At 65.5% G+C, this 19,967-nt stretch carries 18 protein-coding genes; 9 read left to right on the top strand and 9 right to left on the bottom strand.

Features of this window, described 5'->3' with window-relative positions; translation table 11 throughout:
* Window positions 1-876 carry a branched-chain amino acid ABC transporter permease gene (locus ACVIJ6_RS30160; protein WP_456775686.1) on the bottom strand — a complete coding sequence of 292 codons (876 nt, stop codon included), beginning with the start codon at window positions 874-876 and terminating at the stop codon, window positions 1-3.
* 73 nt (window positions 877-949) lie between these two features.
* Window positions 950-2,236, bottom strand: coding sequence for an ABC transporter substrate-binding protein (locus ACVIJ6_RS30155; RefSeq protein ID WP_456775685.1), 1,287 nt, complete (start codon window positions 2,234-2,236; stop codon window positions 950-952).
* Between the two features lie 528 nt (window positions 2,237-2,764).
* Between ACVIJ6_RS30155 and ACVIJ6_RS30150 the strand changes: the two genes are divergently transcribed.
* Window positions 2,765-3,583 (top strand): hypothetical protein, encoded by an 819-nt coding sequence (locus tag ACVIJ6_RS30150; RefSeq protein ID WP_456775684.1) that lies wholly within the window; start codon window positions 2,765-2,767, stop codon window positions 3,581-3,583.
* A 47-nt stretch (window positions 3,584-3,630) separates the two neighbouring features.
* On the opposite strand, the gene ACVIJ6_RS30145 is transcribed toward ACVIJ6_RS30150, so the two are convergent.
* Window positions 3,631-4,455, bottom strand: coding sequence for a hypothetical protein (locus ACVIJ6_RS30145; RefSeq protein ID WP_456775683.1), 825 nt, complete (start codon window positions 4,453-4,455; stop codon window positions 3,631-3,633).
* Window positions 4,456-4,645: 190 nt separating this feature from the next.
* Window positions 4,646-6,106, bottom strand: a complete 1,461-nt coding sequence (locus tag ACVIJ6_RS30140) for a GH1 family beta-glucosidase (protein WP_456775682.1) — start codon at window positions 6,104-6,106, stop codon at window positions 4,646-4,648.
* 194 nt (window positions 6,107-6,300) lie between these two features.
* Here ACVIJ6_RS30140 and nthA point away from each other — a divergent pair, with 194 nt between their 5' ends.
* The 4 genes from nthA to ACVIJ6_RS30120 all read left to right on the top strand — a co-directional run bounded on the left by nthA (window position 6,301) and on the right by ACVIJ6_RS30120 (window position 8,992).
* On the top strand, window positions 6,301-6,933 hold the full coding sequence (nthA, locus tag ACVIJ6_RS30135; protein WP_456775681.1) for a nitrile hydratase subunit alpha: 633 nt from the start codon (window positions 6,301-6,303) through the stop codon (window positions 6,931-6,933).
* A complete protein-coding gene (gene nthB / locus ACVIJ6_RS30130) occupies window positions 6,933-7,592 on the top strand; it encodes a nitrile hydratase subunit beta (protein WP_456775680.1) in 660 nt (219 codons plus the stop codon). Before nthA ends, nthB begins: the two co-directional genes overlap by 1 nt.
* The gene (locus ACVIJ6_RS30125; protein ID WP_456775679.1) at window positions 7,589-7,978 is read left to right on the top strand and encodes a nitrile hydratase accessory protein; all 390 of its coding nucleotides are present in this window, start codon (window positions 7,589-7,591) and stop codon (window positions 7,976-7,978) included. The genes nthB and ACVIJ6_RS30125 overlap by 4 nt, the downstream gene beginning before the upstream one ends.
* A 177-nt stretch (window positions 7,979-8,155) precedes the next feature.
* On the top strand, window positions 8,156-8,992 hold the full coding sequence (locus ACVIJ6_RS30120; RefSeq protein WP_456775678.1) for a hypothetical protein: 837 nt from the start codon (window positions 8,156-8,158) through the stop codon (window positions 8,990-8,992).
* A 48-nt stretch (window positions 8,993-9,040) separates the two neighbouring features.
* On the opposite strand, the gene queC is transcribed toward ACVIJ6_RS30120, so the two are convergent.
* On the bottom strand, window positions 9,041-9,760 hold the full coding sequence (gene queC / locus ACVIJ6_RS30115; protein ID WP_456775677.1) for a 7-cyano-7-deazaguanine synthase QueC: 720 nt from the start codon (window positions 9,758-9,760) through the stop codon (window positions 9,041-9,043).
* A gap of 131 nt (window positions 9,761-9,891) precedes the next feature.
* Between queC and mazG the strand changes: the two genes are divergently transcribed.
* Entirely contained in the window at window positions 9,892-10,710 is an 819-nt protein-coding gene (gene mazG / locus ACVIJ6_RS30110; RefSeq protein ID WP_456775676.1) for a nucleoside triphosphate pyrophosphohydrolase, read from the top strand.
* A 21-nt stretch (window positions 10,711-10,731) separates the two neighbouring features.
* On the opposite strand, the gene ACVIJ6_RS30105 is transcribed toward mazG, so the two are convergent.
* Window positions 10,732-11,634 (bottom strand): LysR family transcriptional regulator, encoded by a 903-nt coding sequence (locus tag ACVIJ6_RS30105; RefSeq protein WP_456775675.1) that lies wholly within the window; start codon window positions 11,632-11,634, stop codon window positions 10,732-10,734.
* A 133-nt stretch (window positions 11,635-11,767) separates the two neighbouring features.
* On the opposite strand from ACVIJ6_RS30105, the gene ACVIJ6_RS30100 reads away from it, so the two are divergent.
* The 3 genes from ACVIJ6_RS30100 to ACVIJ6_RS30090 are packed head-to-tail and all read left to right on the top strand — an operon-like array spanning window position 11,768 to window position 16,599.
* Window positions 11,768-13,141 (top strand): MFS transporter, encoded by a 1,374-nt coding sequence (locus tag ACVIJ6_RS30100; RefSeq protein WP_456775674.1) that lies wholly within the window; start codon window positions 11,768-11,770, stop codon window positions 13,139-13,141.
* Between the two features lie 22 nt (window positions 13,142-13,163).
* Window positions 13,164-14,849 carry an FAD-dependent oxidoreductase gene (locus ACVIJ6_RS30095; RefSeq protein ID WP_456775673.1) on the top strand — a complete coding sequence of 562 codons (1,686 nt, stop codon included), beginning with the start codon at window positions 13,164-13,166 and terminating at the stop codon, window positions 14,847-14,849.
* Complete coding sequence (locus tag ACVIJ6_RS30090; protein ID WP_456775672.1) at window positions 14,764-16,599, top strand: thiamine pyrophosphate-requiring protein; 1,836 nt, start codon at window positions 14,764-14,766, stop codon at window positions 16,597-16,599. The genes ACVIJ6_RS30095 and ACVIJ6_RS30090 overlap by 86 nt, the downstream gene beginning before the upstream one ends.
* Before the next feature lie 77 nt (window positions 16,600-16,676).
* On the opposite strand, the gene hflX is transcribed toward ACVIJ6_RS30090, so the two are convergent.
* The 3 genes from hflX to ntrX form a co-directional block, all read right to left on the bottom strand.
* Window positions 16,677-18,056 carry a GTPase HflX gene (hflX, locus tag ACVIJ6_RS30085; protein ID WP_456775671.1) on the bottom strand — a complete coding sequence of 460 codons (1,380 nt, stop codon included), beginning with the start codon at window positions 18,054-18,056 and terminating at the stop codon, window positions 16,677-16,679.
* Between the two features lie 11 nt (window positions 18,057-18,067).
* On the bottom strand, window positions 18,068-18,316 hold the full coding sequence (hfq, locus tag ACVIJ6_RS30080) for an RNA chaperone Hfq (protein WP_006613906.1): 249 nt from the start codon (window positions 18,314-18,316) through the stop codon (window positions 18,068-18,070).
* Between the two features lie 271 nt (window positions 18,317-18,587).
* The gene (gene ntrX / locus ACVIJ6_RS30075) at window positions 18,588-19,958 is read right to left on the bottom strand and encodes a nitrogen assimilation response regulator NtrX (RefSeq protein WP_012044140.1); all 1,371 of its coding nucleotides are present in this window, start codon (window positions 19,956-19,958) and stop codon (window positions 18,588-18,590) included.
* Between the last annotated feature and the right edge of the window lie 9 nt (window positions 19,959-19,967).

The raw sequence follows: 19,967 nt of genomic DNA, 5'->3' as shown, positions 1-19,967 counted from the left end.
TCACCTCCGCCCGAACAGCCCTTGCGGGCGCAGATACATGACGATCACGAGCAGCAGCAGCGCCGGGATCGTCCGGTAGGCCGGCGAGATCAGATAGGCCGTGCCGGTCTCGAGATAGCCGACCACATAGGCCGCGATCAGCGAGCCGGAGACACTGCCGAGGCCGCCGAGCACGACGATCGAAAACGCGCTCGCCGTCAGCGGCCCGACGCTGTAGGAGCTGACGCCCAGGAACATCCCGAGCAGGATCCCCGCGACGCCCGCCAGCAGGCCGTAGATTGCCCAGACCGTGAGGTAGATCGACGACAATTCAATGCCGAGCAAGGTGACGCCGCGCGGGTTCATCGACGCGGCCATGACGGCCTTGCCGCGCCGCGTGCGGTTGACCAGGAACCACAACAGCGCGATCGCGACCCAGCAGATCACGGCGGTGAAGTACTCGTTCCGCGGCGTCCGCACGCCGAACACCGTGGTGACGCCTTCGACAATCGGCAGCACGGTCTTTGCGTTGTTGGTGAAGAAATACGCGATCGCCTCCTGGATGATGATGCCCCACAGCAGCGTCGCGGTCAGGATGAAGATCTCCTTCTCCGATTCCGCGATCGCCTTGGAGAGCTGGATCGGCCGGACGGCGATGAAGTAGGTCGCGAAGGCCAGGACGAGGCCAGCAAGGATGCCGATGGCCGCCCCAGTATAGGGACCGACGCCGAGTTCGCCGGCGGCGGCCCAGGCGGCCACGGCGGCGCCCACCATGATGGCGCCATGAGAGAGATTGAGCACGCCGGAAACGCCGAAGATGAGCGTGAAGCCGGTCGCGCCGAGCGCATACAGCGCGCTGATGGCAAAGCCATCAATCAAGATCTGCCAGAAAAGCATTGAAAATCGATCCGAGCGTCGGACTGAGGCACCAAGAAAATGGGCCGCTCCTTGCGGGCGGCCCCACGGCGCGTCAGTTGCTGGCTGCTTTGAGCTTGATGAAGGACGGCCAGGTGGCGGTGCCGGCGGCGAGCTCCTTGGGCCAGACATTGACCTGCTTGCCGTTCTGCCACTGCAGCATCAGCCCGGTGATGTAGCCCTTGCCGGTGCGCAGCGCATGCGGGTTCGGATCCCCCTTCGGCTTGAAGGAGACGCGGCCGATCGTGCCGACATAGTCGGTCGCTTCCATCGCCTCGACCATCTTGTCCGGATCGGTCCCGCCGGCGCGGTGGATCGCGTCCGCGATCATGTAGACGTCGTCATAGGACGTGTAGCCGGCGTAGGAGGGAATGTTGCCGAACTTCTTCTGATAGGCCTCGACGAAGGGCAACGTCTTCGGCGTCACCGCCACGCCCGGGCCCGACACGGCGTTGAACATAACGCCCTCGACGGCACCGTTGGTGTCCTTCCAGAAGGTCGAGTTGGTGGCCTGCGAGGAGATGCCGAACATCGGGATCGGCACCTGCTGGCTCTTCCATTGCACGGTCGGCTGGGTGCCGACATGGGAGATGCCGGTGATCATCACGTCCGGCTTCAGGCCCTCGATCTTGTTGAAGATCGGCGTGAAGTCGGTGGTGTCGGGTGACATCCGGATGTGGTCGACGACCTTCAGCCCTATCTCCGGCAAGCACTTCTCGTAGCCGGCATCGAGCGGCGTCGTCCATGCGGCGTCCTCGCTCATGATCACGGCTGTCTTCATCTTGTACGGCTCGACCAGCAGATCCTTGGCAGCATCACAGACCAGGCCGGCCAGCGAGGTCGAGGTCAGATAGCCGTGGAAGGTGTATTTCAGCTGATCGTAATTCTTGGCGATGTTCTGGGTGATCACGTCGGACGCCGCGCCGGGCGTGATCATCAGGGTCTTGAGGCGTCCTGCCCAAGGCTCCAGCGCGAGCACAACTTCGGAGATGTAGCTGGCGATGACGGCATTGACCTTGTCTTCGCTCACCGCGCGCTGGAACGCACGCACCGATTCCGCCGAGGACGAATGATTGTCGTAGACGACGATCTCGATCTTGCGACCGTCGACACCGCCCTTGGCGTTGATCTCCTCAGCGGCGAGCTGGGCTGCAGGCGCGATCGACGAGCCGGCGACGGCTTGGGCCTCGGCGATGACTCCGATTTTGATCGGATCAGCAGCCCATGTGGCCGAAGACATGAGCGCAGTCGCGCAGCTCGCAAGCAAGAATGACTTGAGCGAAAACATGAGACCTCCCGATTCCTTATGCCTCTGACGGGCACCGGGACTTTGGTCTCCCACATGCCACGGGGCAAGGGCGCACTCCCACTCCGGCTCTGCGTTCAGTGCAATGTGATGGAGTGCCGCGCTCATGGCTGCGTAAAGTCTCGTGAGGCAGTGAGGTTCCTTGTTGCAACGCGTAATATGCGCTGCGCCGCAGCGGCACACACATGCGCCTGCGAGCTGCCGACTACGTCGAACTACGCGGAACCTGCTGAGGCAGGCGTTCGACTGTAGGCACGTTCCGCCGTCTTTGCGTTAGACGGCGCAGCTCGTCGTCATCAACGGCTTGGCGGGTTCAGCGCGGCGCTGATCCTTCGACCCCGATCGAGTAGTGGAATATTACCGCGAGGCCTCATCCCTCCAACACGATCAAGTCTCGCCGGACGCTCCATCGTTGGCGCGGCTGCGGGGGAAGATTGTCCGAAAAGGCCCCCTCCTCGTCACGACGCTGTCTTGCTTTCGGCCAAAGCGGCGGGTCGAGTCACGTTTGAAAATTCAAAGACAAGACAGCGTCGGCGGCGGGCGTTCAGGGTTTGGGGATCAGCAATGCAGTCCACACAGAATGTGCAACAGATCGATCCGAGCGAAGTCGGTCTCGCCCCGGAGAAGCCGGGCAAGGCCAGCTACGATCAGCTGTATCGGCGGGTTCTTCGTGAGGTCCTGACACGGATCGACACGCGTTTGGCGGCGATCGAAAGGCCCGGCGTGGCGCCGGACGCCGCGGCGGCCGCCAGCACCGCGGAGGCGACCGGTGCCGAGGGCGGGCGCTGGGCGCGCCTCAAGGTCAAGGTGCCGCTCGGCAGGCTTCGCGGTCGCACCGGCGTCGGTCTCGCTCTGCTGGCCCTGCTGGTCGGCGGCTCCGTTGCGTGGTCACAACGCGATGCCACCACATCGCTGATGGACCGCTGGATGCCGTCCTCGGCCGAAGCGTCGCAGGATGAGGCCTCCGCCCAGGGCCATGAGGACGCCATGATGTCGAACGCCTCGTTGAGAGGATCGGACGACGGGGCCGCAAGCGGCGCGGGTGGCGGTCCGGCCACGACGATGCAGCGTATGGCCCGCGACATCGCGGAACTGCAGCAGGGCATCGAACAGATCAAGGCGACGCAGGATCAGGCCACCCGCGCCATCGAGCAATTGCAGACCGGCCAGGATCAACTGATGCGCCTGGTTTCGCGGATGTCGAACCAGGCCGCACAGGCGCGCGGCACGGCGCCGCCGCAGCAGCAGATCATCGTCAACCCGCAGCGCACCACAACGGGGCTGGCGCGGCCGCAGCCCGCTCAGCCGCCGCAGCAGGGGTCGACGATCGGCACGTTCCTGACCCGCAACACGTCAGGCATCCAATCGCCGATGCCGCGCTGATCTGTCGACCAGTCGCGGCCGGCGACATGGCGCTACAAGACCTCGCGCTATGAGCAGCTGTGGATGCGCCCGTCATAGCCGCGATAGGTGCCGCTCTCGGCATCATAGGTGCGGTAGGTCTTGCAGTTGCCGCTGCTCCGCTGCTTGCTGACGTGGTGCTTGCGCCGCGGGCGGTCGTCCTCATGCGCATGGTGCCGGTGCGCGTGAGCCTGTTTCTCAGGCTTGGCTTGCTCCCCGCCTGCTTTCGCGCTCGATTTGTCCTGCACGGCAGCTGGCGCAGCGGCTGCAGCCGCCGGCTCGGTTGTCTTGAGCTCGGCGGGCGCCGGCTTCACGTCCGCCGCGGCGGGCGCGGCCATGGCAGGCTTGCTCTCGTCCGTCTTCCCTTCGGCCTTGTCCGGCGCCGGGGCGTCCTTGGCGACGACCGGCTGGGCCGCCGGCTCCGTTGGTTTCGTCTCGGTCACGGCCGGGGTCTGGGCCGCAGCGGCGTCGGACTTGGTGTCAGATTTCGCGTCGGACTTTGCCTCGGATTTGGCCTCCGATGGCGCGTCGGACGTCGCGCTCTCCTTGACCTCGGCCGGCTTGGTGTCGGCAGCCGGCTCCGCCGATGCCTTGGCGGGGCTCGCCGGCGTGTCCGGAGCCTGTGGCTTGGCCTCGGCTTCGGCCGGCTTGGTCTCCTCGCCGGCGGCAGGCTTCGGCTGGGGATCGGCCGGCCTATCGGCTGGCGTCGTGGCGGATTGTTCGGTGGCGGGCTTGGCCGCATCGCTTGCGGCGCTCTGGGCCCAGGCGCTTGGGCTCGCGATCGCGCCGACGACGCAGAACAGGATGCCGGCGTTCAGGACGACGGCAGACGGACGAACAACGAACAGGGGCATGCGGGAGATCTCGATTGAGGGACCGGCAGATGGCCGTTTACGGCAAATCCCCGGGGCTTTCCGCTGCAAAACAGCGCGCGCGCAAAAGAGTCGCACGCGGTGTGCTTTCCTCACCATGCCCTTGCAATCGGCGGGTGAAGATCGGGCGAAATCAATCAAACCCGGCGCCGCATCCCACCACCATCCGAGATCACGCACTCACGGCATTGCGCGTGATGACGTGGCGATAATAGGACGCGCTGAGCTTGGGTGTACGCAGCTGGGTGTCGAAATCGACATGATAGACACCGAAGCGCTGCTTATAGCCGAACACCCATTCGAAATTGTCCATCAGGCTCCAGAGGAAATAGCCCTTCACCGGCACGCCTTCGGAGGTTGCGCGCTGCAGCTGCGCGAGATAGTTGCGCAGATACATCACGCGGTCGAGGTCATGAACCTTGCCGTCCGCCGTCATCTTGTCATCCGACGAGGTGCCGTTCTCGGTGATGTAGATGGTCTTGAGGTTCCAGATCTTGGCCGCGAGCTTCGGCACCCAATAGGCGGTCTCGGGTCCGACCAGCAGCCAGGGCGAGCTCATATGCGGGAACGAGGACGGCATCGGCAGCACGTCGAAGCCCGGCGCGCGCTCCGACGCCACGACATAGGCCTGCGGCGCGTAGATGTTGAGGCCGACGAAATCGACCGGCGTGGAGATCGTCTTGAGTTCGTCCGCGGTGAATGTCGGCGCACCCTTGCCCGACCAGGCCAGGAACGCGTCGGTGTAGCGGCCCTCGAGGATCACGTTGAGGAAGCCCGCATTCATCTCGCGCGTGGCGATCTCGGCGGCACGGATGTTCTCCGGCTTATCGATCGCGGGCAAGCAGGCGGTGATGTTCTCGGCCATGCCGATGCGCGTACCTGCCCTCCCCTTGGCACGGATCGCCTGCACCGCGAGGCCATGCGCCAGCGCCACGTGATGGCGCGCCTGGTTGACCTCCTGCTGCGGCAGTTTCAGCCCGGGCGCATCGATGCCGAGACCATAGCCGAACGGAATGAACCGGCCGCATTCGTTGATCGTGAAGATGGTCTTGACCCGGTCGCTCAGAGTCTGGGCCACATATCCGGCGTAATGCGCGAACGCCGTCGCGGTCTCCGCCGAGCGCCAGCCGCCGACGCGGTCCTGCAGCGCCTGCGGCAGATCCCAATGATACAGCGTCGCATAGGGCTCGATGCCGTTCGCCAGGAGCTCGTCGACGAGGCGGCTGTAAAAGTCGAGCCCCTTCGGGTTGGGCGTCAGCCCGCCGTCGGGAAACAGCCGCGGCCACGCAATCGAAAAGCGATAGGCACGGCAGCCGAGTTCCTTGATCAGCCGGACATCGTCCTTGTAGCGATCGTAGTGATCGCAAGCGACGTCGCCGGTGCTGCCGTCCTCGATCTTGCCCGGCGTGTGGGTGAAGACATCCCAGATCGATGGTCCGCGTCCATCGGCGGTCGCGCCGCCTTCGATCTGGTAGGACGAGGTGGCCGTCCCCCACACGAAATCAGAGGGAAAACGACGCCCGGCATCATCCGTCACGGCAGCCTCCTCCGCCTGCGCGGGTCCGGCCGCCGCCCCCATGGCAGCCAGTCCGGCCAGCTTCGCAAGATCACGGCGGGAGACGTCGTTCGGCATTGATGGACCTCAATCATGTGGTGCTTTCGCCTCGCATTGGCAGGCGAGCGGCGCAGGGAACCATATCCGGCCGCCGATTTGAACAGGGGGAACCGGGCTGAATTGAAGCTTCACCCCGGCCCGGGCCGCCCCGTCCACCGCCGGACCACACGCCTTGCTCGACAACCCCTCAGGGTTACCCCTATTTTGATCGGATGACCGACCACCACCACGATCATCATCACCACGATCACTCGGAATTGTCCGAGACCGACCTGCGGGTCCGCGCCCTCGAGAGCATCCTGACCGAAAAGGGGTATATCGATCCGGCCGCGCTCGACGTGCTGATCGAGACCTATGAAAGCAAAGTGGGCCCGCGCAACGGCGCCCGTGTCGTCGCGCGCGCCTGGACCGATCCGGCGTTCCGCGCGCGGCTGGTGTCCGACGCCACGCCCGCCATCGGCGAGCTCGGCTATGCCGGACGTCAGGGCGAACACATCGTGGCCGTCGAGAACACGCCGGAGCTGCACAACATGGTCGTGTGCACGCTGTGCTCCTGTTACCCCTGGCCCGTCCTCGGCCTTCCGCCGGTGTGGTACAAATCCGCGCCCTACCGCGCCAAGGCCGTCAAGGATCCGCGCGGTGTGCTGCAGGATTTCGGCTTTGCGCTGCCGGCGACGACGAAAATCCGGGTCTGGGATTCGACTGCGGAGATCCGCTATTTCGTCGTGCCGATGCGTCCCGACGGCACGGAAGGCTGGAGCGAGGATCAACTCGCCGAACTGGTCACGCGCGACAGCATGATCGGCACTGGCCTGCCCAAGCGGCCCGACGAGGTGAAACGCTGATGGACGGAGCGCACGACATGGGCGGTGCAGCCGGATTTGGCCCGGTCCGCCCCGAGCCGAACGAGCCGGTGTTTCACGCGGCGTGGGAACGTCGTGCCTTGGCCATCACCTTGGCCATGGCGATGCCGGGCGGCTGGAACATCGACATGTCGCGCTTCGCGCGCGAGAATCGTCCGCCAGCCGACTATCTCGGAATGAGCTATTACCAGATCTGGCTCGCCGGTCTGGAGCGCCTGATGCAGGAGCGCCACCTGGTCGAAGCGGATGAACTCGCCGCCGGCAAGGCGCTGCATCCGGCCCGCCCCGTCGCCAGGATCCTCACCGCTGACGGCGTCGCAGCGATGCTGCTCCGCGGCGGTCCGACCGAGCGGGCCGCAACCAGGCCGGCGCTGTTTGCGGTCGGCGATCGCGTGCGCGCCAAAGCCATGCACCCGCCGACGCACACGCGACTGCCGCGCTATGTGCGCGGTCACGTCGGCCGCATCGACGCGATCAGGGACGTGCACGTGTTTCCCGACAGCAATGCGCAAGGTCACGGAGAAGACCCGCAATGGCTCTACACCGTGTCCTTCAGCGGCACGGAGCTGTGGGCCGATGCCCCCGATCCGCTGCTGGAAGTGACGGTCGATGCGTTCGAGCCGTATCTGGAGCGCGCATGACCGCTCCCGATCGGCACGCCGCCTTGGCGGCAACGCGCGCTTTGCCCGGCATTCCGGTCGACCAGGACGGGCCGGTATTTCGCGAGCCTTGGGAGGCGCACGCCTTTGCGATGGCCGTGACGCTGCACGCGCGCGGCCTGTTCACCTGGCCCGAATGGGCGGCTGCGCTCGCCGAGGAGATTTCCCGCGCCCAGGAGGCGGGCGACGCGGATTGCGGCGACACCTATTACCGGCACTGGCTGGCGACATTGGAGCGGCTGGTGGCGGAAAAGGGCGTGACCACGCCGGCCAATCTCGCGCGCTACCGCGACGCCTGGGATCACGCCGCCGATCGCACCCCGCATGGCAAGCCGATCGAGCTGCGGCCTGACGACTTCGCCGGCTGAGCGGCGGCGCCGGTGACATCGTTAAATTCGCGTGACCGGCTTGCGAGGCATTCGACAATCCCGCCTTAACGGCCAGGTATTCATGATGCGAAGAGCCGTATTTGTTCGAAATTGAACGTTCATCAGTGTGCCCATAGCGTCCCGCATGCTTTCTGAGGAAGTTGAGGGGACGCCGTAATGCCTGCGCCTGAGTCTTTCGCTTCTATCGTCGACACGCTCGCTGGCGTGCGCCGGGACTATCACGAGAAGCTCAAATCGATCCCGCAATATGAGGCCTTCCTGCTGATCGAGAGCTCGACCGAGAAGGCCGCCGGCGCGCTGCACGGCACCGAGGCCTCGGGCTCCAGCATCGCCGCCGACGTGATCGACTCGCTGCAATATGCGCGCAACCGGTTCGAGCAGCACATGGCCTCGATTCCGGAATACCGCGTGCTGATGGCCATCGACAAGGTGATCAAGGAGATCTCGCAGCATCTCGGACTGGCCGCCAATGATGATGCGGCAGCCGAGCCGAGCAGCGAGGCGGAATCGGCGTCACAGGCGCCGGAGACCGCGGCAGTCGTGGCCAGCGCGCAAGCCGATGACGCCGAGCTGGAGGCGCCGGCAGAAGAGATCGCTTCCGCCGAGCCGGACATTTCCGCCGAGCCGGATATGGAGACCGCATCTGCGAACGACGCGGAAGCGGCCGTCGAGGCTGAGGCCGCGGATGACGACGTCGCCGAGCCGGAAGAAGCCGGCGCACCGGCGCTGCGCGTCGTCGAAGCGGCCGTCGAGTCGCCCTCGATCGTTCCCGTCGATCGTGATGCCGAGGCCGTCCATGACGATGACATCGTCGTGCTCAATGCGCCGGCCTGGGAAAAGGCCAGCCGCGACGGCAATGACGACATCACGGCCCGTCTCGCCGCGAAGGCCGCGTCCGCTGCCGCGAACGATGTCGACGATGGTCACGACGTTGCAGACAACGATCTCGTCATCGTCAGCCAGCGCGAGCCGTCGGACCACGAGGCAGCCTGAGTTCAACCGCCAATCACGCCTACGCCGGGCCTCCTGGCCCGCGTCGGGTCAGGACTGTGCGCTCCCTGCGATGTATTCGTGCCATCCCCTGGCGCGCAGATCGCAGGCGGGGCACGTACCGCAGCCATACCCCCAATCGTGGCGCGCACCTCGCTCACCGAGATAGCAGGTGTGTGACTGATCCCGGATCAGGTCGACCAGATCTCTTCCGCCGAGATCATAGGCCAGCTGCCATGTCGCCGCCTTCGAGAGCCACATCAACGGCGTGTGCAGCTCGAAGCGGCGCGCCATGCCGAGGCTGAGCGCACCCTGCAGCGCCTTGATGGTCTCGTCGCGGCAATCGGGATAGCCGGAATAATCCGTCTCGCACATGCCGCCGACGATGTGGCTGATGCCGCGCCGATAGGCCAAGGCGGCGGCGAAGGTCAGGAACACCAGGTTGCGGCCTGGGACGAACGTGTTGGGCAGGCCATCGGCACCCATCTCGATCGCGACATCGCGCGTCAGCGCAGTCTCGGAGATCGCGGACAGCGTGGGAATCTCCAGCGTGTGACCGTCGCCGAGCCTGCCGGCCCATTCCGGCCGCAGCTGCGCAAGTCCGTCCAGCAGACGGACCCGGCAATCGAGCTCGATCGCATGGCGCTGACCATAATCGAAGCCGATCGTCTCGACGCGCGCGAAGCGGTCGAGCGCCCAGGCCAGGCAGGTCGTGGAATCCTGGCCGCCCGAGAACAGCACCAGGGCCGTCATGTCATGCGTGTCGCTCATGTGCATCCGCTTAGCACCATCGCCTGATGCGGCCAACCCGCTGTCCTGCGGCGTTGCATCGCCTTTTCGCTGGGAGCTGCAGATGGCTTGAGGCATACAGGGGCGGAACGATTGCTGCTTCAGGACTCGCCATGACCCCTTCCCGCGACATCTCACGCCTCATCGAGATCATGGCGGCGCTGCGCACCCCCGTGACCGGCTGTCCATGGGACGTCGAGCAGACCTTCCAGACGATCGCACCCTTCACGATCGAGGAGGCCTATGAGGTGGCGGACGCGATCACGCGCAACGATCTCGACGACCTGCGCGAGGAGCTCGGCGACCTGCTGTTGCAGGTGGTCTATCACGCCCGCATCGCCGAGGAGCAAGGCGCGTTCGCGTTCGGCGACGTCGTCGAGGGCATCACGAGGAAGATGATCCGCCGCCATCCGCATGTCTTCCCGGATAAGGATGGCAATGTCACCCAACCGACCAAAGGCACCTGGGACCGCATCAAGGCCGAGGAAAAGGCCGAGCGCGCCGCGCGTCGGCCGCCCGAGGAGCAGACCGGCAAGGCCTCGCTGCTGTCGGGCATCAAGGCCGGGCAGCCGGCACTGGTGCGCGCGATGGAGCTGCAGCGCAAGGCCGCCACGGTCGGCTTCGACTGGAAGGATCCGCGCGCCGTGCTGCAGAAGATCCGCGAGGAGGCCGACGAGATCGAGGCCGCGCTCGACAAGAGGGATGCGACCGAGCTGAGCGCGGAGACCGGCGATCTCCTATTCGCCCTGGTCAACCTCGCCCGTCATGCCGACGTCGATCCCGAGACCGCCTTGCTGGGGACCAACGCCAAATTCGAACGCCGCTTCGCCTTTATCGAGCAGACACTGGCCGCGAACGGCCGCACGCTGGAGGAAGCCTCGCTCGACGAGATGGACGAGTTGTGGAACGAGGCGAAGCGCCTGGAGACCTAGCGCCGCCGCTCCGCGGCGACATCAGCCAGCCTTGCTCGAGAGGAGGTCTTTTGCGATCTCCACAAAGCGCTGTGCCGCCGGCGACAATCCAAAGTCGGCGCGGCTCAGCAAGGAGACGTGTCGATAGATCGTCGGCTGCGACAGCGGGACGGCGGCCAGCGTCGGGAATTGTGCCTTCGGCAACATATGCCCGGGCAGGATGCTGATGCCAGCCCCTTCGGCGGTGAGCGCCAGCGCGGTGGTGATCAGCGACACTTCCCACGCAGGCTTCAGCGCTCGCCCGGTCTGTGCCAGCGCCTCGTCGATCTGATGGCGGATTCGCGTGCCATGGCGCATCGTGATCACGTCCGCGCTCATGATGCGGTCCCATGTCAGACCACGTTGCTGTTCGAACTTGCCATCCTTGATCCCGATGGCCGACAGCGGACTTCGCATCAGCGTTTCGACACGCGCCTCCGGCACCCCCTCGTCCTCGACGCTGCCGAGGCCGAATTCGGCACGCCCATCCATCACGACAGCGAGCAGTTCATCGGGCGCGACGTCGAGCAGATCGATGCTGACCTCCGGATGGCACGAGCGAAACGTCGAAAACACCCGGGGCAGCAGCGCCGAAGCGACGCCGGCTGACACGGCGATAAAAATCCGCCCAGCCTTGATCTCGGCCAGATCGCGCATCCTGCGCGACAATCCCTGCGCGCCCGCCAGGATGCGCTCGGCAGCCATGATCGCTTCCCGGCACGCTGCCGTCGGATGCAGGGCGCGCGTCGTCCGGTCGAACAGCTTGAGCTGAAAATTTTCCTCAATCTGCCGGATCAGCAGGCTGATGGCCGATTGCGTGACGCGCATTTCGGCGGCGGCCTTGGTGATGCTGCCGAGCCGATACACCAGGACCAGCGCCTCCAATTGCCGCAGGCTCGGGGGCATTAGCTTTCCTCATGAATGAATGAGAATTTTGTGGCTAATCGAAAGAGTTTGATCATGCAACATATTTGCAAAACCGCCTGTGCCGCGACGGGCGGGACGGTTGCAACAACAACGCAAAACGGGGGAGGAACACTTGACGCAAGGGATCAATCTCACGCGCTACGTCGACGAACGACCGCTGTCGGCATTTCAGATTCGTGTCGTCTGCCTGTGCGCGCTCGTGGTCGGGCTCGACGGCTTCGATGCCCAGGCGCTCGGCTTCGTCGCGCCCGCGCTCAGCAAGGACCTGCATCTCGCGCCGGGCGCGCTCGGTCCAGTCTTTGGCGCATCCCTGTTCGGCGTGATGATCGGCTCCCTGGTGTTCGGCGCCCTCGCCGACTATCTCGGGCGAAAATGGCTGGTGATCGCCGGCGTTCTCGTCTTCGCGCTCGGCTCGCTGGCGACGACCCAGGCGACCAGCGTATCCGACCTTGTCATCATTCGGTTCGTCACCGGCATCGGGCTCGGCGGCGTCCTGCCCAATACGATCGCCCTGACCGGCGAGTATTCGCCGCAGCGTCGCCGGACCCTGTTGATCATGCTGATGTTCATGACGGTGTCGCTGGGGTCGGCGATCGGCGGCGCGGTGGCGGCCCGGCTCATCACCGCCTATGGCTGGCAGGTCATCTTCCTGATCGGCGGCACTCTGCCGCTCATCCTCTGTCCGGTCCTGATCATCTGGCTTCCGGAATCGCTGTCGCTGCTGGCGCTCGACAACAACAAGAGCGACCGCGTGCGCACCTTGCTGATGCGCATTGATCCGTCCGCGACGCTCGCCGCCGATGAGCGCTTCACGATTGTCGAGGAGAGCGGCAAGGGTTTTCTCCTGCCGCAGCTGTTCACCAAGCGGCGGCTGCTGCCGACGCTGCTGCTCTGGGTGATGTTCTTCATGAACATGATGGACATCTATTTCCTCAACAGCTGGCTGCCGACGCTGACGCATGGTGTCGGTCTCGACGTCCAGGCGGCGATCGCCGTCGGCATTGCGTTCCAGCTCGGCGGAATGCTGGGAACGATCGGGCTCGGCCTGCTGATCGAACGGTTCGGCTTCGATCGCGTGCTGTTCGCGACCTACGTCGCGGGCTTCCTCTCGATCGTCACCATCGGCATCGCGGGCGCATCATTGCCGATCCTCGTGCCGGCCGTCTTCATCGCCGGCGTGGCGGTGATCGGCGGACAGATCGGCTGCAACGCCTATGCCGCGCGCATCTACCCCACCTACATCCGTGGCACCGGCATCGGCTGGGCGCTGGGCATCGGCCGCTTTGGCTCCATCCTCGGCGTCACCCTGGGCGGCTTGATGCTCGCGGCGCATTGGGACGTTGCCGCGCTGTTCCAGGCCAGCGCGGTGCCGCAGCTGTGCTCGGCGCTGGTGATCCTCGGCCTCGCTTTTCTCGGCATGCGCGGCCGTCTCCCGACCTCCGACGACGTGCAGCAGGGTGTGCTCTCCACACCTGAGCGGGCCTAAATCCAAAGCAAGAGAGATTGACATGAAGACGATTCAAACCCAGGTCCTCATCGTGGGCGCCGGTCCGGTCGGACTGACCGCCGCCATGGACCTTGCCTCACGCGGCATCGACGTCGTGGTCGCCGAGATCCGGCGCGCCGGCGAGCCGCCCAACGTCAAGTGCAACCACGTTTCCGCGCGTTCGATGGAAGTGTTCCGCCGTCTCGGCATCGTCCGGGAGGTCCGGGAGGGCGGCCTGCCGGCCGACTTTCCGAATGACTGTGCCTATCGCACCGCGGTCGTCGGCCGCGAACTGACGCGCATCCCGATCCCATCCCGCCAGGACCGCTACACGGCGACGGGAGGACCGGACACCGATTGGCCGACGCCGGAGCCGCCCCATCGCATCAACCAGATCTATCTCGAGCCCATCCTGTTCGCCTGTGCGCAGGCGCAACGCGAGATCCGAATTCTCAACCGGGTCCAGCTCGATCATTTCGACCAGCGCGACGACGGCGTGATCGCGCGGGCGCGCGATCTCGACGCCGATCAGGAGATCATCATCTCCGCCGATTACCTGATCGGCTGCGACGGCGGCCGCTCCATTGTACGCAAGCTGATCGGCTCACGCCTCAGCGGCACCGACGTGGTGCAGCGGGTGCAGTCGACCTACATCCATGCCCCGGCGCTCAAGGAGCTGATCACCCAGAAGCCGGCGTGGATGACGATGTCGCTCAATCCGCGCCGCTGCGGCACCACCGTCGCCATCGATGGCCGCGACAACTGGCTGATCCACAACCATCTCGCGGCGGAAGAGGTCGAGTTCGACAGCGTGGATCGCGATTGGGCGCTGCGCACCATCCTCGGCGTCGACGACCGCTTCCAGTATGAGATCATCAGCAAGGAGGACTGGATCGGCCGCCGCCTGGTCGCCGACCGCTTCAGGGATCGCCGCGCCTTCATCTGCGGCGATGCCGCACATCTGTGGATTCCCTATGCAGGCTACGGCATGAATGCCGGCATCGCCGATGCGGTCGATCTGTGCTGGATGCTCGCCGGCGTCATCAGCGGCTGGGCCAGCCCTGCTTTGCTCGACGCCTATGAAGCGGAGCGGCAGCCAATCACCGAACAGGTCTCGCATTTCGCGATGAACCACGCGCTCGCCGTCATGAGTCAGAGGCGCTCCGTACCTGCCGAGGTAGAGATCGATGGTCCGGTCGGCGACGCGGCGCGCAGCAAGGTCGGCAAGGCCGCCTATGATCTCAACGTGCAGCAATATTGCTGCGCCGGCTTGAACTTCGGCTACTACTACGACCGGTCGCCGGCGATCTGCTACGATGGCGAAACGCCGCCGCCCTACGGCATGGGTCATTTCACCGCGTCGACGGCACCGGGCGCACGCGCGCCGCATGTCTGGCTGCCCGATGGGCGCTCGCTGCTGGACGCGCTGGGGCCGGCCTACACGCTGGTCCGGTTCGACCCGAGCGTCGATGCCGCAGGCCTGGTCGATGCGGCAGCCTGCCAAGGCGTGCCGCTGGCGTTGGTCGACGTCGATCGCGCCAGGGCCGGTTATGGCTTTGCGGAGAGCCTGATCCTGATACGGCCGGACTCGCACATCGCCTGGCGCGGCATGACCGCACCGCATGCGCCCGGGCGCCTGTTCGATCGCCTGCGCGGCAATGCCAATGAACTGGGGACCACGCACCGTGACGAAGCTGCCCTCGCCTGATCCGCAGTCCCGCGCCACCACGCGCCATCGCGCCGCGCATTACTTCCTCGAGGCCCTCGTCGACCTCGGCGTGGACTACATCTTTGCCAATCTCGGCACCGATCATGTCTCGCTGATCGAGGAGATCGCGCGCTGGGACAGCGAGGGTCGCAGCCATCCCGAGGTGATCCTGTGTCCCCACGAGGTGGTCGCGGTGCACATGGCGATGGGCTACGCGATGACGACCGGACACGGCCAGGCCGTGTTCGTTCACGTCGATGCCGGAACGGCGAACGCCTGCATGGCCATCCAGAACGCGTTTCGCTACCGGCTGCCGGTCCTGCTGTTTGCGGGACGAGCCCCCTTCGCGCTGCATGGCGAGCTGCCGGGCGGACGCGACACCTATGTCCACTTCGTGCAGGACAGCTTCGACCAGGGCAGCATCGTGCGTCCCTACGTGAAATGGGAGTACACGCTGCCCTCGGGAGTCGTCGTCAAGGAGGCGCTGGCTCGCGCGGCCGCGTTCATGCAGAGCGATCCGCCCGGCCCGGTCTACATGATGCTGCCGCGCGAAGTGCTCGCCGAGTGCTGGGACGACGACGCAATGCCGGCCTACCTGCCCGCACGCTACGGCAGCGTCAGAGCCGGAGGCATCGAACCGGAGCGAGCGCAAGCCGTGGCAGACGCGCTCATGACGGCGAAGAACCCGGTCGCCTTGACGTCCTATCTCGGGCGCAGCGCGGAAGCCGTTTCGGTGCTCGATCGGCTGGCGTTGGTCTGCGGCATCCGGGTCGTCGAGTTCAACCCCATCACGATGAACATCTGCCAGGACTCGCCCTGCTTCGCCGGCTCCGACCCGGTGACGCTCGTCGCAGACGCCGACCTCGGGCTCCTCATCGACATCGACGTGCCGTTCATTCCACAGCTGTTGCCATCAGCCGATCGGTTGCGCTGGATCCAGATCGACATCGACGCCCTCAAGGCCGACATCCCGATGTGGGGATTTGCCACCGACCTGCGCATTCAGGGCGATTCCGCGGTCATCCTGCGCCAGGTGCTGGAGATCGTCATCGCCCGAGGCGACGATTCCTACATGCGGAAGGTGCGTGATCGGATCGCCAGCTGGAGGCCTGCGCGCGAGGCCGCGCAGGCCAGGCGGATGGCGGCCGCTGCAAACAAGGGATCCCCTGGCGCAATCAACCCGGCCCATCTGTTCGCGCGGCTGCAGGCATTGCTGTCGGAGGACGACATCGTGGTCAACGAGGCCGTCCGCAACGCGCCGGTGCTGCAACAGCAGCTGCGCCGCACCAAGCCCATGACCTATGTGGGCCTCGCCGGCGGCGGGCTCGGCTTCAGCGGCGGCATGGCGCTTGGACTGAAGCTCGCCAATCCCTCGCGCCGCGTGGTGCAGATTGTCGGCGACGGCGCCTTCCATTTCGCTGCGCCGGATTCGGTTTACGCCGTGTCCCAGCAGTACCGGCTGCCGATCTTCTCCGTGATCCTCGACAACAACGGCTGGCAGGCGGTGAAGGCCTCGGTGCAACGCGTCTATCCGGACGGTGTCGCACAGCAGACGGATTCGTTTCTTTCCCGGCTCTGCACAGGGCGTCAGGACGAGCAGCGTCGTCTCGCCGACATCGCCTGCGCGTTCGGAGCCCATGGCGAGCGGGTCGACGATCCCGACAAGCTGGATGCGGCGATTGAGGGCTGCCTTGCAGCGCTGGACGACGGCCGCGCCGCGGTGCTGCACGTCAACATCACGCCGTTGTAGCCGCGTCGGTGGACGTCGGGGACTTAGAGGTCGGCGACCTCGAGGTGGCTTGCACGGAGAGCAAACAAACGCGCAGCTCACGCCACCCTGGGCACGCCATGATAGCGCTCGACGACGATATCGCGCTTGGTGGCGTCGACGCGGACCGTCATGTCGTAGTGGCCCTCGTGGAGCTCCTTGCTCAGCACCTCGGCGTTACGGTGGAGCCAGGAGATGCCGGCCCCGTCGGCGGCGTCGATGGTCAGATCGAGCGTGGTCCGGGCCGCGGCAAGCCGGTCCTCGATGGCCTGCAGCAGCGCGTCGACGCCCTCCCCGGTGTGGGCAGACACCAGCAGGCACGGTCGCTCCGGCGGCCGCCGGCTCGCGATGTTGGCGAGGTTCTCGCGCGCCGCCTCGTCGAGCCGGTCGATCTTGTTCCAGACCTCGATGATGGTGTCGGTGGCCTCGGGATCGATGCCGAGCTGGCCGAGCACCAGCTCGACGTCATGCTGCTGCGCTTCGGCGTCCTCATGCGACATGTCGCGCACATGCAGGATCACGTCGGCTTCCAGCACCTCCTCGAGCGTGGCGCGGAATGCCGCGACGAGCTGCGTCGGCAGGTTCGAGATGAAGCCCACGGTGTCCGACAGCATCGCCTTGCCGCCATGGGGCAGCGTGATTGCCCGCAACGTCGGATCGAGCGTTGCGAACAGCATGTCGGCGGCCTGCACGTCGGCGCGGGTGAGACGGTTGAACAACGTCGACTTGCCCGCATTGGTGTAACCAACCAGCGCCACCACGCGATACGGCACGCGCTGCCGTCCGGCGCGGTGCAGCCGCCGCGTCGCCTGAACCTTCTTCAGCTCGTTCTCAAGCCGGGTGATGCGGTCACCGATCAGCCGGCGGTCGGCCTCGATCTGGGTCTCGCCCGGACCGCCCATGAAGCCGAAGCCGCCGCGCTGGCGTTCGAGATGGGTCCAGGAACGCACCAGGCGGCTGCGTTGATAGTTGAGATGCGCGAGCTCGACCTGCAGCGCGCCTTCCTTGGTCTTGGCGCGGCGGCCGAAGATCTCCAGGATCAGCCCGGTGCGGTCGAGCACCTTGGTGTTCCAGGCCTTCTCCAGGTTGCGCTGCTGGATCGGCGACAGCGCGCAATCCATCACGACGAGCTCGGCCCCCTGCCCGGCGATCACGCCCGCGATCTCGTCAACCTTGCCTTTGCCGAGATAGGTCGCGGGGCGGATCTGTCCGATCGGCGCGAGGATCGCCTCCGTGACGGTAAGGTCGATCGCCCGCGCCAGGCCGGCGGCCTCGTCGATTCGGGCTTCGAAATCACGCATGTCGGCGTTGCTCGCTTGCGCGCCATCGTCGCCGCGGCGCGCTCGCAAGTAAGGGCCGACCACGATGACCAGCCCGCTCCTCTTGTTGTCATCTGGCCTCGCGAGGCCGATGGTCCCTTCGCGATCGCGGGGTTCCAATCAGGTCACTCTCACGCAGAAGCGTCCTCGCCGCCCTCGAACAGCTGGATCGGCGCGCCGGGCATGATGGTGGAGATCGCATGCTTGTAGACGAGCTGCGAGTGACCGTCGCGCCGGAGCAGCAGGCAGAAATTGTCGAACCATGTGACAATCCCCTGCAGTTTCACGCCATTGACCAGGAAGATCGTGAGCGGCGTCTTGGTTTTGCGAACATGGTTGAGAAAGGTGTCTTGAAGGTTCTGTGCGCGGTCTGCCGCCATCGTTGTTATCTCGCAGTCTTGTGCTTTTTCTTATTGATCCCATGACGCCCCGATTGCAGGTCTCGGAACCGCCGCGGTGGCCCATGATCCATTGAGATCCCCCTCGAGGGATCATGGGACGCCGGATTAGAAGACAGGCGAGCATATTAGGCAAGCCGAATGCAGGGAAACCGGTTCCAAAAGACCCGGATTCATCCGTAAAACTTCAGGCCCGGACGAATTTTCCAACGTAAATTCGTCCCACCCGGCAAGTTTGGCCGACCTGGAACCGTCAGCCCACCCCGAGGGCCTTGAGCTTGCGATGCAGCGCTGATCGCTCCATGCCCACGAACTCGGCAGTGCGCGAGATGTTGCCGGAGAACCGGCTGATCTGCGCGATCAGATAGTCGCGCTCGAACACTTCGCGCGCCTCGCGCAGGGGAAGGCCCATGATGTGCTCGCCATTGTTGCTGGTGGGCATGGCCGGCACCATCGATCCCACATCCGGCGGCAGCATGTCGGCGGTGATGATCACCTCCGGCCCGCCGGCCGCGAGAATCATCACGCGCTCGACATTGTTGCGGAGCTGGCGGACGTTGCCGGGCCAGACATGCGACTGCAGCACCGCCATCGCATCCTGGCCGATCTGCCGCTTCGGCAGTCCGGTCGTGACCGAGATCTGGTCCATGAAATAGTCGATCAGTTCGGGAATGTCCTCGCGCCGCTCGGACAGCGGCGGGACGCGGATCGGGACCACCGACAGGCGGTGATAGAGGTCCTCGCGGAAGCGGCCGGCGGCGATCTCCTCCTCGAGATTGCGCGCGGTCGACGAGATGATGCGCACGTCGACGTGCACTTTGGTGGTGCCCCCCGCGCGCTGGAAGGTCTGGTCGACCAGCACGCGCAAGATCTTGTTCTGCGTCTCCCGCGGCATGTCGGCGATTTCGTCGACGAACAGCGTGCCGCCATGGGCTTCTTCGAGCGCGCCGGTCTTGCGCGACTGCTCGCCGTTGGACTGCTCGACGCCGAACAGCTCCTCCTCCATCCGCTCCGGCGTGATCGCCGCAGCGTTGATGACGACAAAGGGTCCCTCGGCGCGCGGCGATTGGGCATGCAGCGTGCGCGCGGCGAGCTCCTTGCCGGAGCCGGGCGGACCGACGATCAGGATGCGGCTGTTGGCCTTGGCGGCGCGCTCGATGGTCTGGCGCAATTGGTTCATCGACGGCGAGCGGCCGGTCATCGTGCTCGCGGTCGGCGCCAGCTGCTTGAGCTCGCGCACCTCGCGCTTCAGCCGCGACGTCTCCAGCGCACGGGTCGCGACCAGAATCAGCCGGTCGGACTTGAACGGCTTCTCGATGAAGTCATAGGCGCCGCGCTTGATCGCGGCGACCGCGGTCTCGATGTTGCCGTGACCCGAGATCATTACGACCGGCAGGTCCGGATGATCCTTCTTGATCTGCTCCAGCAGCTGCAGGCCGTCGAGCTTGGAGCCCTGCAGCCAGATGTCGAGAAACACGAGGTTGGGTCGGCGGCCGGCGATCTCGGCCAGCGCCGAATCGCTGTCGCGAGCGGTTCGCGTCGTGAAGCCCTCGTCATCCAGGATGCCGGCTACCAGCTCCCGGATATCGGCTTCATCGTCGACAATCAGAATATCACTCGCCATGGTCACGCC

The sequence above is a fragment of the Bradyrhizobium sp. USDA 4369 genome, assembly GCF_054056435.1.
Note: the sequence above shows the minus strand (reverse complement) of the source record. Positions and strands in the feature narration are given on the sequence as shown.